We start from the raw sequence: 20,777 nt of genomic DNA, 5'->3' as shown, positions 1-20,777 counted from the left end.
ATCTCCGCCGTCGGATGTCAGTTACCGGTCATCGCCCCGCCACGCCGCCAGCACGGTCTTCGGGCCCGATGCCGCGGTGCTGACCCGGCACTTGTGCTCGGTCGACCACCAGCGGCGCGGCCGACCGACGGCGGCGGCCTGATCGACCCGCGCTACAGGCGGCGGATCCTGGCCAGCCATGCGGCGACGTCGACCTGTCCGGACTCCGCGACATCCAGCTGAGCCGCCTCCTGGGTCACCGCTTCGGTGACCCGTCCTCGATACCGAGCCGGACGCAGGTCCTCGATCGTCCAGCCGTCGCCGAAGGAATCCCGGATCAGCGTGTCGCTGATCCGTGGCCCGAACCCTGGCTCGGCATCGGAGAGCGCGAGGACATGGACCGTGCCGCCCGGCTTGCAGACCGCGTGCAAACTGCGGACGTACGCGGCGCGCGCCTCGTCCTCGGTTCCGAAGACGTGGAACAGCGCGCTGTCGACGATGGTGTCGAATGCGGGGGCAGAGCCGGGTGGGTCACCGGCGAAATCCGGCCGGTCGCTCAGCGTGAGCGCGTCGGCCACCTCGAACGCAGCGGTCGGCACGCCCTGTGTGACGGCATTGGCGCGCGCATACGCCACCGCGCTGGGCGACATGTCGATCCCGCGCACGTTGTACCCGAGTTCGGTCAGCAGAATCGTGTGCTCGCCCGCACCACAACCGGGATCGAGCACACGTCCGCTGATCCACCCCTCGCGTTCGAGCTCGACGATGGCGGGCTGCGGCTCGCCGATCACCCAGGGGGCGGTGTCGTTGTCGTAAACGGCGTTCCAGAAATCAGCGGGACGAGTCATCACTCCATGGTCCATCCTCTACCCCGCTCGAGGTCAAGATCGGAAATGATGCGGCGCCGAGCGGCGGGCCCATTCCGTCGGACCTGCCTACGGCCACCGGGTGCCGCGCCGACCTGCGTCGCCAACCCGTGACCGGGTACGCGCCCGGTATGAGCACACCGAATATCGATCCAACCACCGCGGAGTCGATGCAGCAGGATGCGGATTTCGCCGACGAGCACACCAAACCGACGCACGCCGACGAGCATCCGACCGACGAACAGCTGGAGACCGACGAATCGACGCCGCGCGGGCACGGCGGCATGGACCGGTGAGCACGGCGTGGCACGGTCGCTGGGAACCGTGCCACGCCCGGGCTCAGGCGATGGCGGCGACCAGCCGAGCCGCGTTGGCGGATTGGTCGTCGGCCGCCTGGTTGGCGGCCAGCTCGGCGTGCACCCGGTCGCGGTAGCGACTGATCTCGCGCTCGGTGGTGGCGGCGTCCCAACCCAGATGGCCGCCGATCAGCCAGGCCACCTCCGGGCTTGCGGCCAGTCCGCGGTCGGCCGCCTCGATGGAGATCCGGGTGCGGCGGGTGAGCACGTCGTCAAGGTGCAGCGCGCCCTCGTGGGTCACCGCGTACGCCGCCTCGGCGGCGAGGTAGTCCGGTGCGCCGGTCAGTGGCTTGCCCAATTCGGGCTCGCGTTCGATCAGTTCGAACAGGTCGGCGATCGCCGAACCGTAGCGGCCGAGCAGGCGCTCGACCGTCGCCCTCGGCAGGCCCGCGCGCTGGGCGAGGCTGTCCAGGTCGGCGGCGAGTTCCTGGTAACCCACCGCGCCGAGGATCGGCAGGTGCTCGGTCACCGACGGAGCGACCGCCCGGCCGAAGCCCGCCACCGCCGCGTCCACGACGTCGGCCGCCATCACCCGGTAGGTGGTGTATTTGCCGCCCGCGATCACGAACAACCCTGGGGCCGGTTCGGCGACCGCGTGCTCCCGCGAGAGCGTCGCGGTGTCGGACGACGCACCGGACAGCAGCGGGCGCAGCCCCGCGTAGGTGCCGACGATGTCCTCGCGGGTGAGCGGGTCGCGCAACACCCCGTTGACGTGGTCGAGCAGGTACTGGACGTCGGCGTTGCTGGCGGCCGGATGGTCCTTGTCCAGCGACCAATCCGTGTCCGTGGTGCCGATGATCCAGTGCGCGTGCCACGGGATGACGAACAGCACGCTCTTCTCGGTGCGCATGATCAAACCCGTGTCCAGGTTCAGGCGGTGGCGCGGCACCAGGATGTGCACGCCCTTGGACATGCGGACGTGGAACGGGAAATCGACACCGGTCATCCGGTTCATCTCGTCGGTCCACACACCGGTCGCGCTGATCACCCGGCGCGCCCGCACAGCGTGCACCTGGCCGGTCTCCAGATCGGTGACCTCCGCGCCGACGACGCGCTCGCCGTCGCGCAGCAACCCGGTCACCTTGGTGCGGGTGAGCACGGTCGCGCCGTGCTGGGCCGCGGTGCGGGCGATCATCATGGTGTGGCGGGCATCGTCGACCTGTGCGTCGAAGTACCGGATCGCGCCGGTCAACGCGTCCGCGCGCAGTGCGGGCGCCAGCTCCAGCGCCCGCGTGCGGGACAGGTGCCGGTGCATCGGCAGCGCGCGGGCGCCGCCGATGGTGTCGTAGAGCGCGACACCCGCTCCGATGTAGGCGCGCTCCCACACCCGGTGCTGCAACGGCAGCAGGAACGACACGGGGCGCACCAGATGCGGCGCGAGGCGGCGCAGCAGCAGCCCGCGCTCTTTCAATGCCTCGCGCACCAGCCAGAAGTCGAGCTGCTCCAGGTAGCGCAGGCCGCCGTGGATGAGCTTGCTGGAGCGGCTGGAGGTGCCCGCCGCGAAGTCCCTGGCCTCCACCAGGGTCACGGTCAGGCCGCGGGAGGCGGCGTCGAGGGCGGCGCCCGCGCCGACCACGCCGCCGCCGATGACGAGCACGTCGATCTCGGTGTCGCCGAGTGAGTTCACCGCGCGGGCGCGGTACTGGGAGTCCAATCGTGCGGACACAGCGGTATCTCTCCTTGTTTCGGTGTTATTCGGATAGGCCGACGTCGCCCCTCATTCGTCGACGTCGATCCAATCGAGGGTGCGGGCGACGGCCTTCTTCCAGCGCGCGTAGCCGCGCTCGCGCTGCTCCGCCGACCAGGTCGGATGCCAGCGTTTGGCTTCGTTCCAGTTCTGTTCGAGTTCGTCGGTGTCGTTCCAGAAGCCGACCGCAAGCCCGGCCGCGTAGGCGGCGCCCAGCGCGGTGGTTTCGGCGACCACCGGACGCGACACCGGCACACCGAGGAAGTCGGCCTGCAACTGCATGCACAGCTCGTTCGCGGTGACGCCGCCGTCCACGCGCAGCGTGTCCAACTGCACGCCGGAGTCGGCCTGCATGGCCTCGACCACGTCGCGGGTCTGGTAGCAGATCGATTCCAGCGTCGCCCGCGCGAGATGGGCGTTGGTGCTGTAGCGGGACAGGCCGACGATCGCGCCGCGGGCGTCCGAGCGCCAGTACGGCGCGAACAGTCCCGAGAACGCCGGGACGAAATACACCCCGCCGTTGTCCTCGGCCTGCCGGGCCAGCGATTCGCTCTGTGCCGCACCGGAGATGATGCCCAGCTGATCACGCAGCCACTGCACTGCCGAGCCGGTCACCGCGATCGAACCCTCCAGCGCGTACACCGGCTTGTCCGAGCCCAGCTGGTAGGCGACCGTGGTGAGCAGTCCGTGCTGTGACCGCACGATCTCGGTTCCGGTGTTGAGCAGTAGGAAGTTGCCGGTGCCATAGGTGTTCTTGGCTTCGCCGGGGCGGAAGCAGACCTGCCCCACCGTGGCCGCCTGCTGGTCGCCGAGCACACCCGACAGCGGAACCGCGCCGCCGAACGGACCGTCGGCGCGGGTGGTGCCGAACAGCTCCGGGTTGGCCGAGGGTGCGATGGTGGGCAGCATCGCGCGCGGAACACCGAAGATGGACAGCAGTTCGTCGTCCCAGTCCAACGTCTCCAGGCTCATCAGCATGGTGCGACTGGCGTTGGTCGGATCGGTGACGTGTACACCGCCGTCCACGCCACCGGTGAGCTGCCACAGCAACCAGGTGTCGGTGGTACCGAAGAGCGCGTCGCCACGCTCGGCGTCCTCGGCCACACCCGGGACATTGTCCAGGATCCAGCGCAGCTTCCCGCCGGAGAAGTAGGTGGCGGGCGGCAGGCCCGCCTTGCGCCGGATGGTCTCGCCGTGCCCGGCCCGCTCCAGCTCGGCGGCGATGCGGTCGGTGCGGGTGTCCTGCCACACGATGGCGTTGCAGTACGGCCGCCCGGTCTTGCGATTCCACACCACCGTGGTCTCGCGCTGGTTGGTGACGCCGACCGCGGCCAGATCGCCCGCGACCAGATTCGCCTTGGTGAGCGTGCTCTGGATGACCGCGCGGGTGCGCTCCCAGATCTCGGTCGGGTTGTGCTCCACCCACCCCGGGCGCGGCAGGATCTGCTCGTGCTCGAGCTGGTGGCGGGCAATTTCGTTGCCGCTGTGGTCGAACACCATGAAGCGGGTGCTCGTGGTGCCTTGATCGATCGCGCCGACGAACTTGGTCATTGCGGTCCTTTCGAGAATCTGCTAGCGGAGAGACGGTTCAGAACAGGAACTGGGCAGCGAGACCGGCCAGCGCGCCGCCGACCAGCGGGCCGAGCACCGGCACCCAGGCATACCCCCAGTCGGAGTTCTTCCCGCGCGGTTCGGTGCTGACTTCGGGCGACTCGGCCGACGAGCGGGCGCCTACGCCTACCGGCACCAGCTCTGCATCGGCCGGCACGGGCTTGCTGATCGGCAACAGTGCGTGCGCGATGCGCGGACCGAGATCGCGAGCCGGGTTGATGGCGTATCCGGTCGGGCCGCCGAGCGAGGCGCCGATGCCGACGACCAGCAGTGCCGCAGCGGCCGGACCGAGCCCGCTCGGGGTGTGGCCGAACGCGAGGATCACCAGGACGAGGGTGAACGTGCCGATGACCTCGGTGGCGAAGTTCCAGCGGAAGGCACGGATCGCGGGGCCGGTGGCGAACACCGCGAGCTTCTTCTCCTCGTCGGTCTCCTCGTCGAAGTGGCGCTTGTAGGCCAGGTAGGCAACGGTCGCGCCGAGGAAAGCGCCGACGAGCTGGCCGCTCAGATAAGCGAGCGTGCTGGCGCCCGAGATGGCGATGCCGGAGGCGTACTCCTCGGCGCCGCTGAACAGGATGCCGATGGTGACCGCCGGGTTGAGGTGGCCGCCGGTCTTGTAGGCGACGTAAACGCCGGCTAGCACCGCGAACCCCCAACCCACGTTGATCAGTAGCCAGCCGCCGTCCAATCCTTTGGACTTGGCCAGCAGTACGTTCGCGACCACACCGACCCCGAGCAGCAGCAGTACTCCCGTACCGAGTGCTTCGCTGAGGAAGATTGAGCCGAAGTTCATCGTTGAGCCTCCGTTTCGCCCCGCAGGTCGCGGGCGCGACCGTGCGTGAAACGGAAGTTACGGGCGGATTCCGACCGCGGATATAGGCCGCATTCGACAATGTCGAACGGGTCGGCTGGTTGCCGACGGGTGGCGCCACTACCGTCCGACCGGCTAGGAGGATGTATGGCGCAGCTCACACTGGGTTTCAATGATGTGGCCCAGGTATCACCGATCATTCGACATTGTCGAATCGCGACCTTCCGGATAGGTTTCCCGATATGCCGGGTCCGATCCAATCGATCGAGCGGGCTGCGGCCGTACTGCGGTTGCTGGCCCGGGGTTCCGGGCGTCTCGGCGTCGGCGACATCGCGGGCGCGCTCGATCTGCCCAAGCCGACTGCGCACGGCATCCTGCGCACGTTGCAGGGCGTCGGTTTCGTCGAGCAGGACCCGGCGACCGGCAAATACCAGCTCGGCGCGGCGGTCCTACGGCTGGGCAGCAGCTATCTCGACGCCAACGAGCTGCGCTCACGGGCGATCAACTGGGCCGACGCGTTGGCGGCGCGCACGGGCGAGTCTGTGCGCATCGGCGCACCGGTGGACGGCGCGGTGGTCGTGGTCCACCACGTGTTCCGGCCGGACTTCACCGAACAGGCGCTCGAGCTCGGCGAACTCCTGCCGCCACACGCCACTGCCCTGGGCAAGGTCCTGCTCGCCTACGACACCGACCTGGCCGCCTCGGTACGCGGTGGCGAACTGGCCCCGCTCACGCACCGCACCCTCGTCGACCGGGCCGCGCTCGCCAGGGCGCTGGCCGGTGTGCGACAGGCCGGTTGGGCGGGCGACACCGAGGAATTCCGGACGGGCGAAGCGGGTATCGCGGCGCCGATCCGAGCGCCCGGTGGTCTCGTGGTCGGCGCTATCGGCATCACCGGCCGGGTGGATCGGCTGTGCGACGCACAGTTGCGGCACCGGCGAGCGCTGGTCGATCACGTCCTCGACGCCGCACGGGCGGTCTCGCGGGATCTCGATGCGGCGCACTGAGTTCCGGCAGCCCGATGACAGGCGGACTCCGGCCGGGGGGTGCCGACGATGACACAACGTTACGTGCTGTCCATCGACCAGGGCACCACCTCCACTCGCTGCATCCTGTTCGATCAGCGCGCCCGCCTGGTCGGCGTCGGGCAGCGCCCGCACCAGCAGCACCACCCGCGGCCGGGATGGGCCGAGCAGGACGCGATGGAGATCTGGCGCAACGTCGAGCGGATCGTGCCACAGGCGATGCGGGATTCCGGCGTCGCGGCGAACCAGATAGTCGCGCTCGGCATCGCCAATCAGCGCGAGACCACGGTGGTGTGGGACCGGCGCACCGGGATGCCGATCGGGCGGGCCATCGTCTGGCAGGACGTGCGGACCGAGGAGTTGGTCGAGGAGCTGCGGGAACGACCGGGCGCGGACCGGATCCGCGAGCTGTGCGGTCTGCCGCTGGCGACGTATTTCGCGGCGCCGCGTCTGCGGTGGATGCTGGACGCCGTCCCGGGTCTGCGCGAGCGCGCCGAACGGGGCGAGGTGCTGTTCGGCACCATGGAGACCTGGCTGATCTGGAATCTCACCGGCGGGGTCGACGGCGGGCTGCACCTCACCGATGTCACCAATGCCAGCCGGACCCTTTTGATGAACCTCAGCACACTCACCTGGGACGACGAACTGCTGGCCTTCTTCGGCATTCCCGCCGCGATGCTGCCGCGCATCCAGCGCTCCACCGCGTCCTACGGCGTCAGCCGCAGGGTGGTACCCGGCATCCCGATCGCCGCCGCGCTCGGCGACCAGCACGCCGCGCTGTTCGGCCAAACCTGTTTCGCGCGTGGGGAGACCAAGTGCACCTACGGCACCGGCGGATTCCTCATGATGAACACCGGACGCGAGCTGGTGCGGTCCGAACACGGCCTGCTCACCACGATCGGCTACCAGATCGGCCCCGAGCCGGTGTACGCGTTGGAGGGACCGATCGCGGTCACCGGCTCGCTCGTGCAGTGGGTGCGGGACAACATCGGCCTGGTCACCAGCGCACCGGAGATCGAAACCCTCGCGCGCACCGTCGACGACAACGGCGGCTGCTACGTGGTGCCCGCGTTCTCCGGGCTCTACGCGCCGCATTGGCGCAGCGACGCCCGCGGCCTGATCGCCGGACTGACCTCCTACATCACCAAGGGGCACATCGCCCGCGCCGTACTGGAGGCCACCGCGTGGCAGACCCGTGACGTGGTCGAGGCGATGAACGCCGACTCCGGTCTGCAGGCCGAGGCCCTGCGCGTGGACGGCGGCATGACGTCGAACAACCTGCTCATGCAGATCGTGGCCGACGTGCTCGACCTCCCGGTCCTGCGTCCGTTCGTCGCCGAAACCGTCTCGCTCGGCGCGGCGTATGCCGCCGGCCTCGCCGTCGGCTACTGGCCGGATCTGGAAGGACTGCGCAATAATTGGCGCCTCGCCGCCCAATGGATTCCGCGCATGGACCCGGCGCATCGCGAGGACGAGTACGAGAAATGGAATCGCGCGGTCGAACTGACCTTCGGCTGGGTGCGATCGAAACCGCGAACTCGGTAACCGCACATCGCGCCTGGCGTACCGAACAACTTATTTCGTGAGCACATGGGTCACTCACTGGGTACGCCCAGAACTCGAGCAGCACCCAACGCAGGACCTGAACGTGAATCCCGCGTCACCCGATTGGTACGGCCTGAAGTCCCGGAGAGGCGGGGGAGCAGGACCTGAACGCAAATCGCGCGTTACCCGGCTAGAACGGCCTGAAGACCCGGAGAGGCGGAGGAGCGCTAGCGTCGCAGTCATGCGGCTTCATGTGGGATGTGCGATGTGGACGCACGCGGCATGGCAGGAACGGCAGCTCGCGCCGGGGGAGCGGTTGCGCTGGTACGCCACGTGGTGCAACGCGGTGGAAGGCAACACGACGTTCTATGCCACGCCGTCGCGGCGCACGGTGGAATCGTGGGCGAGCCAGTGCGATCCGGAGTTCCGGTTCGTGCTCAAGCTGCCCAGACCGATCACGCACGAGCGCAGGTTGTCCGGCGTCGAGGAGGAGTTGCGGTCGTTCCTCGGCGCTATGGCGCCGCTCGGGGAACGCATCCATGCACTGTGGGTGCAACTGCCCGGCTCGTTCGGTCCGGCCGACCTCGGTGCGCTCGCCGGATTCCTGCGCGTGCTACCCCGTGCCTACCGGACCGCGGTCGAGGTGCGCCATCCCGCGTTCTTCGCCGACGAGCAGGCCGCGCTCCAGCTCGAATACGTGCTGTCGCGCGTCGGCGCCGAATGGGTACCGTTCGACACCACCGTGCTTTTCGACGGTCCGGCCACCAGCGCGGCGGAGCTGGAAGCGGCGGCGAAGAAGCCGCGGGTGCCGCGCAGGATGCGCGCGCTGACGGAAAACCCGATCGTCCGCTATCACGGCCGCGACGATGTCGAGCGGACGGTCGCGGGCTGGCGACCGTGGGTCGGCACGGTCGCCGAATGGTTGCGCGAAGGGCGGTCGCCGACGGTGTTCCTGCACACGCCGGACAACGCGGGCGCGCTGGAGCTGGCTCGCCGTTTTCACGACGAGGTCCGTGCGCGCCTGCCGGAGCTCGACCCGCTGCCCGAGCCCGTGCCCGCCGGGCCGATGACGCTGTTCTGATCGAGAAGGACGTTCCCGCACGGTGATCGCGGGAACGTCCGGCTGTTCAGGACTGCAGGCCGACCTCGATCGCGAGCGTGAGCGTGATCTTGTCACCGATCACCGCGCCGCCGTCGGGCAGCGGCATGTCGATGGTGATGCCGAAGTCGCGGCGATTGATCACGGTCTTGGCCTCGAAGCCTGCGACCGGTCCGTGGCCCATGCCGGGGTTCACGCCGAGGAACTCCACGTCGAGCGACACCGGCTTGGTGACGCCGCGAATGGTGAAATCACCGTCCACCACGAAATCGTCGCCGTTGACCCGGAATCCGGTGGACTTGAAGGTGGCCACCGGGAACTGTTCGGCCTGGAAGAAGTCCGCGGTGCGCAGGTGGGCGTCGCGCTGCTCGTTGTCGGTGGTGACCGAGTCGACCCTGATCTCCGCCTCGGCCGATGCGCCGCCGTCCTCGGCGATGACCAGCTTGCCGGAGAAGTCGGTGAAGCGGCCGCGCACCTTGCTGACCATCAGGTGGCGTACCGAGAAGCCGAGTGTGGAGTGGGTGGGATCGATAGCCCAGGTGCCCGCGGTCAGGGCGTTGGTGGTTCCGGAGGCCATGATGTTCTCCTATCTGATTGAGATTTAAACTATGTGGACAGAGGGTGGATCAGCGGGAATTCGCGAAAGTCAGTTCGTGTCGAGCAGCTGCGCGAACGGTACCGGGTCGTCGTAGGGATCGGTGGCACGCGGGGGCGGCGTGTTGCTCAGCATGGCGGCGAATTCCGTTGCCGCGCGGTCGATTCGGGCACTCAATCCGTCCGTGTCGGCGGATGCCCAGTCCTCGGACGCCGCGTACACCGAGGTAGGCGCGGCCACCGCGCGCAGGTGGCTGAACATCGGACGCAGCGCGTGCTCCAAGGCCAGCGAATGGCGCGCGGAGCCGCCGGTCGCACCGAGCAGCACCGGCATACCGGTCAGCGAATCCGGCTCCAGCACGTCGAAGAACGTCTTGAAAAGGCCGCTGTAGGAGGCGTTGAAGATCGGTGTGACGGCGATCAGGCCGTCGGCGGTGACCACGGTGTCGATCGTTTCGCGCAATCCGCTCCCCGCGAATCCGGTCACCAGGTTGTCGGCCAGATCGCGGGCCTGGTTGCGCACCTCGACGACGTCGAACGTCGCCTCGACGCCGGAGTTCGCCAGCACCTTGGCGGTGGCCGTGGCGAGCCGATCGGCGAGCAGCCGCGTCGACGATGGAAGGGACAGTCCCGCCGAGACGACGGCGATGCGGGTCATCGGGTCGCCTCCAGCGTGGCGCCGCGGGCGGCGACCAGGCCTGCGTGTGTCGGCGCGTCCGGAACGTGCGCGGGGCGCATGGCGTCGAATTCCTTGCGCAACACCGGTACGACTTCCTCGCCGAGCAGATCCAGTTGCTCCAGAACGGTTTTCAGCGGAAGACCCGCGTGGTCCATCAGGAACAGCTGCCGCTGGTAGTCGCCGAACGACTCGCGGAAGGTGAGCGTCTTGTCGATGACTTCTTGCGGGCTGCCGACGGTGAGCGGGGTCTGCTCGGTGAACTCCTCCAGCGAGGGGCCGTGTCCGTAGACCGGCGCGTTGTCGAAATAGGGCCGGAACTCGCGCACCGCGTCCTGGGAGTTCTTGCGCATGAACACCTGCCCGCCCAGGCCGACGATCGCCTGGTCGGCCGAGCCGTGCCCATAGTGCTCGTAGCGCCGCCGGTAGAGCGAGATAAGCCGCTGGAAGTGCTCTTTCGGCCAGAAGATGTTGTTGGCGAAGAATCCGTCGCCGTAGTAGGCAGCCTGCTCGGCGATCTCGGGGCTGCGGATCGAGCCGTGCCAGACGAACGGCGGCACGCCGTCCAGTGGGCGCGGCGTCGAGGTGAACGACTGCAGCGGCGTGCGGAACTTGCCTTCCCAGTCGACCACGTCCTCGCGCCAGAGCCGGTGCAGTAGGTGGTAGTTCTCGATCGCCAGCGGGATGCCGTCGCGGATGTCCTTGCCGAACCAGGGGTAGACCGGTCCGGTGTTGCCGCGGCCCAGCATCAGGTCGACGCGGCCCTCGGCCAGATGCTGCAGCATGGCGAAGTCCTCGGCGATCTTCACCGGATCGTTGGTGGTGATCAGCGTGGTCGCCGTGGAGAGCTGGATCCGCTTGGTCCGCGCCGCGATATAGCCGAGCATCGTCGTCGGCGACGACGGCACGAACGGCGGGTTGTGGTGCTCGCCGGTGGCGAAGACGTCCAGCCCGACCTCTTCCGCCTTCTGTGCGATCGTCACCATCGCCGTGATGCGCTCGTGCTCACTCGGCATCCGCCCGGTGGTCGGGTCGGCCGTCACATCACCGACCGTGAAAATTCCGAACTGCACGACGCCTCCTTCGTGCTCAGTCTGACCCAATTTGGTGGATATGGCAACCAATGCAACGGCCATCGGTGCCGGGCTATTCCCGAAGCGGCGGTGTGGCCTCGGCTACGGCAGGTATTCCTCCAGCCAGGTGCGGGTGAGGTGGCGGGTGACCTGGGCTCCGGTGTCGAGTTCGGTGGTGCCGAAGGCGTGGTCGAGGAAAGGGAGCTCGACATAGCGCTGGGGGATGCCCGCGGCATCGAGCGCGGCGGCATAGGCCGCGGTGTGCTCGGCGAGCACGAGGTGGTCGTTCGCGCCCTGGATCAGCAGCGTCGGTGGCGATTTGCCGGTGATGTGCGGCGCGGAGTCGGTCGCGGCGTACCGATCGGGGTGCTGCTCGGGCGTTCCGCCGAGGTACTGCCGGGCCGCATCGGCCCCGACCGCGGTCTCGGTGCCGAAGGCGGTGAGGTCCACCGCCGGGTACAGCGCGATCACCGCGCCGACCCGGGGCAGCTCGGCTGCGCTGCCGCAGCTGGGTCGCAGGACACCGGCGTTGATCTTGTTCGCCACGTTGATCGCGAGGTTGCCGCCCGCGGAGTTGCCGAACGCGGCGAGGCGGTGCAGGTCCAAGTTGTATCGCTGTGCGTTCGTCGCGGCCCAGGTCAGTGCGCAGGCGACGTCGGCGTCCGCGGTGTTCCAGCGGTGGTCGGCGACGCCGGAAAGCCGGTAGTCCACATCGAGGACGGCATACCCGTTGTCGGCCAGCCACGTCGTGTAGGCGTTCGTGCCCCGGCTGCCCCCGACGAACGCGCCGCCGTGGATGCTGACCACCAGCGGCGCCGGGGCGGACCCGGGCGTGGGCAGGTACAGATCCGCTTGGATCGGTTGCCCGTCGACGGTCGCGTAGGTGACGGTCTCGTCGGGCGCGTCGCCGGTGGTGCTGAACGGGACGGCCGGGGCGAACGGGATCCAGGCGCCCGCGGCGTCTCGCGCCGCGCATACCAGTGCCGCGCTGGTCGCGACGGACAGGACGAGTCCGACGGCGGCCACCACCGCAACCGCTCCAGCAGCCCGCCGATGGCCTGCGTTCGAGCGGAGCGCTACCAGCGAAAGTCCGGCCGCGACCACCGCCGATACCACGTTCCACGAGCCCATCGCGTCGCGCACCGCGCCGAGCAAGAGTACGGCGGACTGAGTGATCGCGTTGCGCAGCAACGGCATGACCCACGCGACCGGCACGACGACGAGCAGCTGGCTGAGCGCGAGGTACGCGGCGAGCGCCGCCGCGAGCGTCAGCAACCCGATCCGGCCGACGCGCCGCGGGCCCTCGGACCTTCCGGGTGCGGCCACGTCCGTTGCTCGCTCGTCGGTCATTCGAGGGTCTCCGCTTTCGTATCGGTTCGTGACGACTCCAACATAGGTCCGCCGCGGTGCTGCGCCGCTTCCCGCTGGCGAGGCGTCCGGCTCGCAATGGGGTAGGCGACTACGCACGACTTCCCGTGGCGGGTCCGCAGAATCGGTCGTCACAGGTTCTCGGACACAGCGGTTTCGAAGGGGATTCGATGACTGGATATCGCGATTGGTTGACGCCCGCTCCGAATCCGGAGCCGCCGCTGGACAGTCGTCGCCGCGGCGAGGCCGACCAGATGGCGCGCGATCCCGCGGCGGCGCGGGCACTACCGTGCCGACCGCGGACCCACCTCGCCGCGTCCGGGCGGCCGAGCGCGGGAGTGCGCAGCGCGCTGCGCCGGAGCCATTCGCAGGGAACGTCGAGCGACGCCGAAATACGCTCCGCAGCACGCCGTTCCGCCGAGTCGGCAGTGCGGATCGTGCTGGAGGTGCTCGACCGCAGGAGACCGGTGGCGCAGCTGGCCGTGGTCGCCGACGCCACGGTCATCGCCGCCATGCGCACCCTGATCGCCGCCGACTTGGTGCCGGGCCGCGCCCTCGGCGCCGCGGTGCCGATCCGGGTGAGCGTGGCGCTCGTGGATGCCAAGACCGCCGAGGTCTACGCCGCATACGCCCGCGGCGCCAGGCGTTTCGCGCTGGCGGCCCGCATCGTCCGCACCCGGTCGGCGGGCTGGCGGCTGACCGCTTTGCGCATCCGGTGATCGCCTCGCGGAGGTATGGCGGCCTCGGCGGCGTCACATGCACTTCGAGCCGCGGGGACGCGCCGGTCGTGGCTGATCGAACTCGTCGACCCGCCCCACCTCCACGGTGAGGTAGCCGGCTACCTAGGTCCGGACTTCGCCCGGCGTTCGGGTGATGGCCGACCGGCGACCCGGCCCTTCGAACGCCAGGGCGTCGCCGTATCGGCTCCGGCGGCACATCGGTTGTATGCCCACGCGGCGGCCGATTCACCGGGGTCTCAGCGCGTGCCGGGCGCTCCTGGCCCTCTACGTGCCGCCGCTCAATGCCAGCGAACTCAGCCAGTCGTGCATCCAAGACAGCGCGGTCGCGCCACCGCCGACGGGGTAGTTGCCGTAGGCGGTATGGGCCTGGGAGCGGTAGAACTCGTCGAGCAGCCGCGCCCGTTCCTGGTTGGCCGACTCCGACAGCTGGCTCTGCAACAGCGTGATCCCGCCGTTGGACATGAGGTCGCCGACGATGGCGTTCATTTCGAGCTGGTAGCGCCAGAGGTTTGCGGGGTCCGGATGGGAGGTCTGGGCCAGGAACCCCGCGAAGCGGGTCACGAAATCGTCCGTTGCCGTGGCGCAGTAGAGGTCGCCGACCGCGCAGATGGTGCGGGTCTGCGGGCTGACGAAACCGAAACCGCCGATCCGGGGACCGCCCGCGCCCGCACCGCCCACCGGCGGCCCGACCAGCGCGTCGGTGGGGGAGCGGCGCGGATCGGAAATGAGTCCGACCGCCGCGATCCGGTATGGCGGCACGGCGGCGAGGCCGGTGCCGATCTCGGCGGCGAGATCCCCTGCGGCGTCCGCTCCTTGGCTGTAGCCGAGTAGCGCGATCTTGGTCGCACCGCACTCCCTGGCCATCGCCGTCATCATGCCGCGCGCGCTGTCCACGGCCTCGCGCTTGGAGGCGCCGTAGACGTCGCTCTCCCACGGGAACGCCGTCGCGGCGTAGCTGACGTAGTCCACGCGCACCGAGGAGGGAAGTCCGTTGGTGACCCCGGCGAGCATTCCGGGGCCGGGCGGGTCGCCGTCCGGCCGGTCGGTGGTCTCCCATGTTCCCGGGATCGCCACCACGTACATGCTCGGGCAATCCGGTGCGGCTGCGGCGGGCCCGCTGCCAGGGCCGGCGCAGGACAGCGTCATCGCCGCGATACCGATGGCTGCCGAGATCAACTTCGATCGCATGCGTTCGCTCCTGGTAGTCCACGCGCCGCAGGCGCTCACCGGCAGGAATAGGCCCCCGCCGGTGCCGTGCGGTGGTCGGACCCGGCCCCGTCGAAGGCAGCACTGAGACTCGGTGGTCTCAAAGTGCAGCCAGGATAGCGAGACTATGCGAGGCGACACAATCGGCGCGACGAGTGACGCGCATCACAATAGACCAGCTGCGCCGCACTCCGGCTGATTGCTATGGACTGTGGGTGAACAAGATGACAATGGCCTCCGCCCATCGATCGATGGTTGCCGTGGCGGCGCGCTCGGTCGAGCGCAGCGGCCGGGACATCGCGGTGCCGCGCAGTATCGCGACCGTGAGATCGCGGACGGCCGGATAGCGCGGATGGGCGACGACCTCCGGACCGAACAGCGTGTCGACCACGCGGTGTAGGTCGCGCCCGGCCTGTCGTTCGGCCGCACGCAACGCCTCGGCAAGCGCCGGATCGGTGCGCGCGGCCGCCCACAATTCGAACTCGGCCTGCGCCGCCGGGCGTGTCATCGACTCGTACAACGCGGTCAGGGTGCGCACCACCGGATCGGAGCCGGCGCCCAGCCGATCGGCGACCTCCCGCACGGCCGCTTCGTTGCGTGCGACCAGATGAGCGACCAGTCCGGCGACCAGCGCGCCGATGGTCGGGAAGTGGTGTAGCAGCGCCCCGCGACTGATGCCCGCCGCGCGCTGCACCCCCAGGGTGGACAGCGCCGAGTAGCCCCGCTCGGCCAGGAGGTCGGCCGCGGCGTCGAGAATGCGGACGCGCGTCGCCCGCTTCTGCTCCTCACGTGGTCCGGCCATCGGGCTCCCTTCGTCGCCGGGACGATTTCACAGTCAGTATTGACTGTCAAACGTCAGGTGGGCCAGACTGCGGATACCGGGTTCGGCCGATGTCGAAGGGAAAACGATGACCGACAATGAACTCCAGGATGACCCCTCGGCCGCCTGGTATCGCAATTGGGCCGAGTCACCGGAGTCGCCGTGGGCAGGCCGCCCCGAGCCGGACGACGCCCGTGAGTACCGCACGTTGACCTACGAGCGGGACGGCCGCATCGCGCGCATCACCTTCAACCGGCCGGAGAAAGGCAACGCGATCACCCCCGACACCCCACATGATCTGGCGCACGCGGTCGAGCGCGCCGATCTGGATCCGCGGGTGCACGTGATCCTGCTGTCCGGGCGCGGCAAGGGATTCTGCGGCGGGTACGACCTGAGCATGTTCGCCGAGCAGGGTTTCACCGTGACCGGCGGCCCCGACGACGTAGCCGGGACGGTCGTCGATCCGGTGGTGCAAGGCCGCAACCACGACCCGGCACAGACCTGGGACCCGATGATCGACTACGCGATGATGAGCCGGTTCAACCGCGGGTTCGCCAGCATGATGCAGGCGAACAAGCCGACCGTGGCCAAGCTGCACGGCTTCGCCGTGGCGGGCGGCAGCGATATCGCCCTGTTCGCCGACCAGATCATCTGCGCCGACGACACCAAGATCGGTTATCCGCCCACCCGCGTCTGGGGTGTCCCGGCCGCGGGCATGTGGGCGCATCGCCTCGGTGACCAGCGCGCCAAGCGTCTGCTGTTCACCGGCGACTGCCTCACCGGAAAACAGGCCGTCGAGTGGGGCCTCGCGCTCGAATCCTGGCCTGCCGACGAACTCGACGCGCGCACCGAGGAATTCGTCGCGCGGATCGCGCGCATGCCGGTCAACCAGCTCATGATGGCCAAGCTGGCACTCAACTCGGCGCTGTATGCCCAGGGTGTCGCCAACTCCGGCATGATCAGCACCGTCTTCGACGGCATCTCCCGGCACACCAAGGAGGGCTACGCCTTCCAAACCCGTGCCGCCACAGTCGGTTTCCGCGCGGCGGTCCGGGAGCGCGACGAGCCGTTCGGCGATCACAAACGCAATCGGTCCGAGCGGTAGAACACTCGGTCGACCAACCGTCGGCGAGGCCCGTAGCGATGCCGCTGCCGGATCGGCGGCTACTCGCCATGGTCGATGTGCCCCCGACGATCTCGTCCGCGCGGTCGGCGACGTGCCACCGACAGTTCGCCCGATGTAGTGGCCACCGTGCGGCCTTCGACCGCGAGGTCCGGTCACCACGTCCGAGCCCGGTCAGCGGGCGGGCGGAACCTTTCCGGCCGCCTCCTCCTCGACGTCGTGGCCCATCCGCACGTCGTGCGCGACCTCGCCGCCGCACACCGTGACGCGGCTGGTCACCGGCGGGTAGCCACGCGCGACGATCGTGTAGTCGCCCTCGGCGAGATCGGTGACCACGTAGTGGCCGTTCTCGTCGGTGCGTGTCGTCGCGGTGAGTACGCCCGCCGTGTCGAGCACGCTGATCTGGACATCGGAGGCCGCCCGCCCGCCGTCCGACCACGCTGTTCCGGCCAGGACCGCCATCGGGGCGAGCTCGATGTCATGGTGCAGGGGCCGGTTGTCCGGAACCGTCAGCGTGGTCGCGCCAGGACGCATGTGCTCGGCGATCGCCACCAGGGTGTAGCTACCGGGTACCAGGCCATGGCACAGGTAGGCGCCGTCGGACGCCGCGGTGGCGGACCCGACGACCTCGCCGTCCGGGTCGGTCAGAGTGACGGTCGCGCCGGGGAGCGGCTCTCCCCGGGTGCGCGACCGGACCACGCCCGACACCTCCCCGGAGCCGCGCAGCGTGATGTCGACCTGCTGGGTCCGGTCTCCGGCGGTGACGTCGACCGCCGCCGGTTGATGCCCGGCGGCCGACACGATCAGCACGTACCGACCGGTCTCGGGCGCGTCGACGATGTAACCGCCGTCGGAGCCGCCGGTCGCCCGCCCGGCCTGACGTCCGCGCTGGTCGATGAGAGTCAGCGCGGCGGAGGACACCGGGCGGCCGTCTTCGCGGCGGACGTGACCGCGGAGAGACGGAACGTCTTGCGCGCCGAAGCTCGCGTGCAACTCGAGGTGCCGCGCGCCATTGCCTGCCGGGTCGCCCGAGTCGTGCTTGCCCGCCGCCGCGAGCACCGGTTCCGGTTGCGACAGCGCTTGCGCCGCGCCCTCCCAGACCTGGTCCGCGTCCCACTGCGACTCGGCATCCTCCGGCTCGTCGATCGGCCTCGCCGGAACCGGATTATCCTGCAGCGGAATCTCTTTCATGAACATCAGCACCACGCAAGCCAGCAGCGCCACCCCCGCCGCCGCGTAGAACACACCGTGCATGGAGTCGGTGAACCCGGTGAGGATCGGTATCTTCAGCTCGTCGGGCATGGCCGCGATGCCGCTGGTGTTGGACTGTATGCCGCCGAGCTGCTCGGGGCCGAAGCCGGGCGGCAGCCGGCCGCCGAACGCGTCGGTGATCCGGTGCGGCAACAGGTTGAACAGGATCGTCAGGAACACCGCGACGCCCAGGGTGCCGCCCATCTGCCGGAAGAAGGTGGCCGACGCGGTCGAAACGCCCATGTCCGAGCGCGGTCCGGCGTTCTGCGCGGCGATGATCAATGTCTGCATGCAACAACCGAGCCCGAGGCCGATCACACCGCCGTACATCAGAGGCTGCCACAGCGGGCTGTCGTAGTGCACCTGCGCGTACAGCGTCGCGCCGACGGCGACGATGAAAGTCCCGGTCACCGGCAGGATCTTGTAGCGACCCGTCCGCTTGGTGATCCGCCCGGCCGTCTGCGAGCCGATAGTGATGCCGAGCACCAGCGGCAGCATCAGCAGCCCGGCCTTCGTCGGCGAGTAGCCGCGCACCACCTGGAAGTACTGCGGGACCATGGTGATCGCGCCGAACATCGCGACACCGACGATGAAACCGCCTGCGATGGTGACGCTGAAGGTCGAATTCCGGAACAGCCGCAACGGGATCAGCGCCGCGTCCTTCATCAGGAATTCGACGAGAACGAACAGCAGGAAGCCCGCCGCCCCGATGCCGTAGCAGATCAGCGCCCGCTCCGACGACCATCCCCAGTGCCTGCCCTGCTCGGCGACGATCAGCAGCGGCACGACGAAGATCGTCAGGGTCAGCGCGCCGAACCAGTCGATGCGCTGGTTCTGGCGCTGGTGCGGCACGTTGAGCACCTTGGCCACCACGAGCAGGGCGATTACGCCGACCGGGACGTTCACCAGGAACACCCAGCGCCAGCCGTCGATGCCGCCGAGCTCTGCGTAGTCGGAGAAGAAGCCGCCGAGCACCGGACCGAGCACGGTCGCGGTGCCGAAGACCATCATGAAGTAGCCCTGGTAGCGCACCCGCTCCCGGACCGGGACGATGTCGCCGATGATGGTGAACGCCAGCGACATCAGCCCGCCCGCGCCCAGGCCCTGGAAGGCGCGGAACCCGGCCAGCTGGTACATCGAGGTGGCGAAGGTGCATGCCACCGAACCGATGATGAACAGTCCGATCGCCAAGAGATAGAACGGCTTTCGGCCGTAGATGTCGGCCAGTTTGCCGTACAGCGGCGTGGTGATGGTCGCGGTGATCAGGTAGGCCGTTGTCGCCCAGGCCTGTTCGTCGAAACCGTGCAGGCTGTTGGCGATCTTCACGATCGCGACGCTGACGATGTTCTGGTCGAGTGCGGCCAGGAACATGCCGAGCAGCAGGCCGGACAGGATGGTCAGGATCTGCCGGTGCGACAGTGACGTGCCCGCGCCCGCGTCCAGGTCCCGCGGAGCCTGGGTGGTGGAATTCGTCATGGATGAGCCCTAATTCGGATCGGCTGGCTGTCGGGGAGTTGTCTCGATTCCTGCGGTGAGCCGGTCGAGCAGAACGGTCAAGGTGTCCCGGTCCCGCGCGGACCAGTCGGCCAGGATGTCGGCCAGCCACCGATTGCGCAGCGCGCGATTCTCCTCGAAGACGCGCACGCCCTCCGCGGTGGCCGCCAGTACGCACGCGCGGCCGTCGACCGGATCGGCCCGGCGCTCCACCAGGCCGTGTGCCACGAGCGATCTGCTCTGTCTGCTGATGGTGGAGGCCTCGGCATGCAACAGCTCGGCGAGCCTGCCCGCGCGCTGTGGTCCGTCGTGGACCAGGCAGAACAGTACGGAGTAGGCCAGCCGCTCCAGTCCGTCCGGGCCGGGCTTGGCCGGCTGGGCCTTCGCCCGGTTGACCGCTCGTACGAACCGGACCAGCTGCTTGCCGAGCTCGTCGGCGGCCACCAGGTCGGCCGCCGTGACGACACGCTCGCGAGCGGTGGTGGACATGGCGCTTACCTCGACGTTCTCCAACAGCGGATTAGTTAGCAAAGACAACTAGTTGCTTTTGGCAACTATACATCCGTGGGTGCCGGACATTTGCGAGGTGGGTCACCGTGCCGTTCGGCCTTGTCTGTTGACCATTCGACCGACAGGATCCACTGAAATATGCAATGTTGTTACTGCGCAACGGCATTGAGTGGGAACCCACGGTGGCCGAGTAGGCACCGGTAAAAGGGGGTGCGGCGAGATCATGTCGTCGAACACGTCCGAGCCCGGCGGTCGCCCCGGCCGGGCAGGGCCCGACCGGGTGCCCACGTGGCCCGGGATGATCGCGCCGCAGCGTCCGTCGCACCGCGTTCGCCGGGAACGGCGCCCGGCGCCCCGCGGTCGGCGCCGTTCCCGGCGCGGACCACGCCGTGCCTGGCTGGTCGGCGGCGTCGGGATGGCGGCCTCGCTCGCCGCGGCGGCGCTGGTGCTGGTGTACACGGACGCGGCGTCCGCACCACGGCAATCGGCCACCGTCGCCGACCCGGTGCTCGGCGGCGGCCCCGGCTGTGAGCCGATCCGGGGGGAGCAGTTGGTGCGCGGCAACGGCACCGGTTCGGTCGACTCGGGTCCGGACGTGATCCTGGCCTTCCAGCACGCGTATTACGTGGCCCGCTCGGGAACGGCCGCCCGATCGTTGACCGCCCCGGACGCCGCCGTGCCACCGGTGGCCGTGATCGACGCGGGTATCGCCTCCGTCCCTCTGGGAACCCAGCACTGCGTCATGATCACCTCCATGCTCGACGGCCGCTACGACGTGGTCATCACGGAGCTGCGACCCGACGCGGCGAACCGCACCTATCGCCAGTTCGTCACCGTGGCCGACAGCGGCGGCAAATCCACCATCATCAAGATCGCCGCACCGAACTGACCACCCCGATCTTCTGGCCCGTCGTCGTTATGACCCTCGAGCGCAGCGGATTTC

19 protein-coding genes are annotated in these 20,777 nt (G+C 69.0%); 7 read left to right on the top strand and 12 right to left on the bottom strand.

Going from position 1 to position 20,777, the window contains the following annotated elements; translation table 11 throughout:
* Positions 1-152: 152 nt before the first annotated feature.
* Positions 153-827 (bottom strand): class I SAM-dependent methyltransferase, encoded by a 675-nt coding sequence (locus tag OHA40_RS09225; RefSeq protein ID WP_330232643.1) that lies wholly within the window; start codon positions 825-827, stop codon positions 153-155.
* Positions 828-976: 149 nt separating this feature from the next.
* Between OHA40_RS09225 and OHA40_RS09220 the strand changes: the two genes are divergently transcribed.
* Positions 977-1,141: a hypothetical protein gene (locus OHA40_RS09220; protein WP_330232642.1), complete on the top strand. Its 165-nt coding sequence runs from the start codon at positions 977-979 to the stop codon at positions 1,139-1,141.
* Positions 1,142-1,184: 43 nt separating this feature from the next.
* Here OHA40_RS09220 and glpD read toward each other — a convergent pair whose 3' ends face one another.
* Genes glpD through OHA40_RS09205 form a run of 3 tightly spaced genes read right to left on the bottom strand, consistent with a single transcriptional unit; the run spans position 1,185 to position 5,292 of the window.
* A complete protein-coding gene (glpD, locus tag OHA40_RS09215) occupies positions 1,185-2,867 on the bottom strand; it encodes a glycerol-3-phosphate dehydrogenase (protein ID WP_330232641.1) in 1,683 nt (560 codons plus the stop codon).
* Between the two features lie 51 nt (positions 2,868-2,918).
* Positions 2,919-4,439: a glycerol kinase GlpK gene (gene glpK / locus OHA40_RS09210; protein ID WP_330232640.1), complete on the bottom strand. Its 1,521-nt coding sequence runs from the start codon at positions 4,437-4,439 to the stop codon at positions 2,919-2,921.
* Between the two features lie 37 nt (positions 4,440-4,476).
* Positions 4,477-5,292, bottom strand: coding sequence for an MIP/aquaporin family protein (locus tag OHA40_RS09205; protein WP_330232639.1), 816 nt, complete (start codon positions 5,290-5,292; stop codon positions 4,477-4,479).
* Positions 5,293-5,552: 260 nt separating this feature from the next.
* Here OHA40_RS09205 and OHA40_RS09200 point away from each other — a divergent pair, with 260 nt between their 5' ends.
* The 3 genes from OHA40_RS09200 to OHA40_RS09190 all read left to right on the top strand — a co-directional run bounded on the left by OHA40_RS09200 (position 5,553) and on the right by OHA40_RS09190 (position 8,961).
* On the top strand, positions 5,553-6,317 hold the full coding sequence (locus tag OHA40_RS09200) for an IclR family transcriptional regulator (protein ID WP_330232638.1): 765 nt from the start codon (positions 5,553-5,555) through the stop codon (positions 6,315-6,317).
* 48 nt (positions 6,318-6,365) lie between these two features.
* Positions 6,366-7,880, top strand: coding sequence for a glycerol kinase GlpK (glpK, locus tag OHA40_RS09195; protein WP_330232637.1), 1,515 nt, complete (start codon positions 6,366-6,368; stop codon positions 7,878-7,880).
* A 241-nt stretch (positions 7,881-8,121) separates the two neighbouring features.
* The gene (locus OHA40_RS09190; protein ID WP_330232636.1) at positions 8,122-8,961 is read left to right on the top strand and encodes a DUF72 domain-containing protein; all 840 of its coding nucleotides are present in this window, start codon (positions 8,122-8,124) and stop codon (positions 8,959-8,961) included.
* A gap of 46 nt (positions 8,962-9,007) precedes the next feature.
* Here OHA40_RS09190 and OHA40_RS09185 read toward each other — a convergent pair whose 3' ends face one another.
* From OHA40_RS09185 to OHA40_RS09170, 4 genes are all read right to left on the bottom strand, one after another.
* Positions 9,008-9,556 carry a YceI family protein gene (locus tag OHA40_RS09185; RefSeq protein WP_330232635.1) on the bottom strand — a complete coding sequence of 183 codons (549 nt, stop codon included), beginning with the start codon at positions 9,554-9,556 and terminating at the stop codon, positions 9,008-9,010.
* A gap of 69 nt (positions 9,557-9,625) precedes the next feature.
* Positions 9,626-10,231, bottom strand: a complete 606-nt coding sequence (locus OHA40_RS09180) for an FMN reductase (RefSeq protein WP_330232634.1) — start codon at positions 10,229-10,231, stop codon at positions 9,626-9,628.
* Positions 10,228-11,322, bottom strand: coding sequence for an LLM class flavin-dependent oxidoreductase (locus OHA40_RS09175; RefSeq protein WP_330232633.1), 1,095 nt, complete (start codon positions 11,320-11,322; stop codon positions 10,228-10,230). Before OHA40_RS09175 ends, OHA40_RS09180 begins: the two co-directional genes overlap by 4 nt.
* Positions 11,323-11,424: 102 nt before the next feature.
* A complete protein-coding gene (locus OHA40_RS09170) occupies positions 11,425-12,672 on the bottom strand; it encodes an alpha/beta hydrolase (RefSeq protein ID WP_330232632.1) in 1,248 nt (415 codons plus the stop codon).
* Between the two features lie 188 nt (positions 12,673-12,860).
* Here OHA40_RS09170 and OHA40_RS09165 point away from each other — a divergent pair, with 188 nt between their 5' ends.
* A complete protein-coding gene (locus tag OHA40_RS09165; RefSeq protein ID WP_330232631.1) occupies positions 12,861-13,409 on the top strand; it encodes an Rv3235 family protein in 549 nt (182 codons plus the stop codon).
* Between the two features lie 285 nt (positions 13,410-13,694).
* Here the strand turns inward: OHA40_RS09165 and OHA40_RS09160 are convergent, their stop codons facing one another.
* Together OHA40_RS09160 and OHA40_RS09155 are read right to left on the bottom strand one after the other, a co-directional pair.
* A complete protein-coding gene (locus OHA40_RS09160; protein ID WP_442943960.1) occupies positions 13,695-14,618 on the bottom strand; it encodes a cutinase family protein in 924 nt (307 codons plus the stop codon).
* 220 nt (positions 14,619-14,838) lie between these two features.
* Positions 14,839-15,438, bottom strand: coding sequence for a TetR/AcrR family transcriptional regulator (locus OHA40_RS09155; protein ID WP_330232630.1), 600 nt, complete (start codon positions 15,436-15,438; stop codon positions 14,839-14,841).
* Positions 15,439-15,544: 106 nt separating this feature from the next.
* On the opposite strand from OHA40_RS09155, the gene OHA40_RS09150 reads away from it, so the two are divergent.
* A complete protein-coding gene (locus OHA40_RS09150; protein ID WP_330232629.1) occupies positions 15,545-16,561 on the top strand; it encodes a crotonase/enoyl-CoA hydratase family protein in 1,017 nt (338 codons plus the stop codon).
* A 192-nt stretch (positions 16,562-16,753) separates the two neighbouring features.
* Here OHA40_RS09150 and OHA40_RS09145 read toward each other — a convergent pair whose 3' ends face one another.
* Positions 16,754-19,306, bottom strand: coding sequence for an MFS transporter (locus tag OHA40_RS09145; protein WP_330232628.1), 2,553 nt, complete (start codon positions 19,304-19,306; stop codon positions 16,754-16,756).
* Positions 19,307-19,315: 9 nt separating this feature from the next.
* The gene (locus OHA40_RS09140; RefSeq protein WP_330232627.1) at positions 19,316-19,813 is read right to left on the bottom strand and encodes a MarR family winged helix-turn-helix transcriptional regulator; all 498 of its coding nucleotides are present in this window, start codon (positions 19,811-19,813) and stop codon (positions 19,316-19,318) included.
* Positions 19,814-20,057: 244 nt separating this feature from the next.
* Between OHA40_RS09140 and OHA40_RS09135 the strand changes: the two genes are divergently transcribed.
* The gene (locus OHA40_RS09135; RefSeq protein ID WP_330232626.1) at positions 20,058-20,723 is read left to right on the top strand and encodes a hypothetical protein; all 666 of its coding nucleotides are present in this window, start codon (positions 20,058-20,060) and stop codon (positions 20,721-20,723) included.
* Positions 20,724-20,777 lie beyond the last annotated feature (54 nt).

Origin of the sequence: Nocardia sp. NBC_00508 (assembly GCF_036346875.1) — a bacterium.
Classification (GTDB): Bacteria; Actinomycetota; Actinomycetes; order Mycobacteriales; family Mycobacteriaceae; genus Nocardia.
Note: the sequence above shows the minus strand (reverse complement) of the source record. Positions and strands in the feature narration are given on the sequence as shown.

What these genes read in the sequence shown, in the direction of transcription:
- OHA40_RS09225 (WP_330232643.1), bottom strand. Translation starts at nt 827, where the DNA reads ATGACTCGTCCCGCTGATTTCTGGAACGCCGTTTACGACAACGACACC.
- OHA40_RS09220 (WP_330232642.1), top strand. Translation starts at nt 977, where the DNA reads ATGAGCACACCGAATATCGATCCAACCACCGCGGAGTCGATGCAGCAG.
- glpK (WP_330232640.1), bottom strand. Translation starts at nt 4,439, where the DNA reads ATGACCAAGTTCGTCGGCGCGATCGATCAAGGCACCACGAGCACCCGC.
- OHA40_RS09205 (WP_330232639.1), bottom strand. Translation starts at nt 5,292, where the DNA reads ATGAACTTCGGCTCAATCTTCCTCAGCGAAGCACTCGGTACGGGAGTA.
- OHA40_RS09200 (WP_330232638.1), top strand. Translation starts at nt 5,553, where the DNA reads ATGCCGGGTCCGATCCAATCGATCGAGCGGGCTGCGGCCGTACTGCGG.
- glpK (WP_330232637.1), top strand. Translation starts at nt 6,366, where the DNA reads ATGACACAACGTTACGTGCTGTCCATCGACCAGGGCACCACCTCCACT.
- OHA40_RS09190 (WP_330232636.1), top strand. Translation starts at nt 8,122, where the DNA reads ATGCGGCTTCATGTGGGATGTGCGATGTGGACGCACGCGGCATGGCAG.
- OHA40_RS09185 (WP_330232635.1), bottom strand. Translation starts at nt 9,556, where the DNA reads ATGGCCTCCGGAACCACCAACGCCCTGACCGCGGGCACCTGGGCTATC.
- OHA40_RS09180 (WP_330232634.1), bottom strand. Translation starts at nt 10,231, where the DNA reads ATGACCCGCATCGCCGTCGTCTCGGCGGGACTGTCCCTTCCATCGTCG.
- OHA40_RS09170 (WP_330232632.1), bottom strand. Translation starts at nt 12,672, where the DNA reads ATGACCGACGAGCGAGCAACGGACGTGGCCGCACCCGGAAGGTCCGAG.
- OHA40_RS09165 (WP_330232631.1), top strand. Translation starts at nt 12,861, where the DNA reads ATGACTGGATATCGCGATTGGTTGACGCCCGCTCCGAATCCGGAGCCG.
- OHA40_RS09160 (WP_442943960.1), bottom strand. Translation starts at nt 14,618, where the DNA reads ATGCGATCGAAGTTGATCTCGGCAGCCATCGGTATCGCGGCGATGACG.
- OHA40_RS09155 (WP_330232630.1), bottom strand. Translation starts at nt 15,438, where the DNA reads ATGGCCGGACCACGTGAGGAGCAGAAGCGGGCGACGCGCGTCCGCATT.
- OHA40_RS09150 (WP_330232629.1), top strand. Translation starts at nt 15,545, where the DNA reads ATGACCGACAATGAACTCCAGGATGACCCCTCGGCCGCCTGGTATCGC.
- OHA40_RS09145 (WP_330232628.1), bottom strand. Translation starts at nt 19,306, where the DNA reads ATGACGAATTCCACCACCCAGGCTCCGCGGGACCTGGACGCGGGCGCG.
- OHA40_RS09140 (WP_330232627.1), bottom strand. Translation starts at nt 19,813, where the DNA reads ATGTCCACCACCGCTCGCGAGCGTGTCGTCACGGCGGCCGACCTGGTG.
- OHA40_RS09135 (WP_330232626.1), top strand. Translation starts at nt 20,058, where the DNA reads ATGTCGTCGAACACGTCCGAGCCCGGCGGTCGCCCCGGCCGGGCAGGG.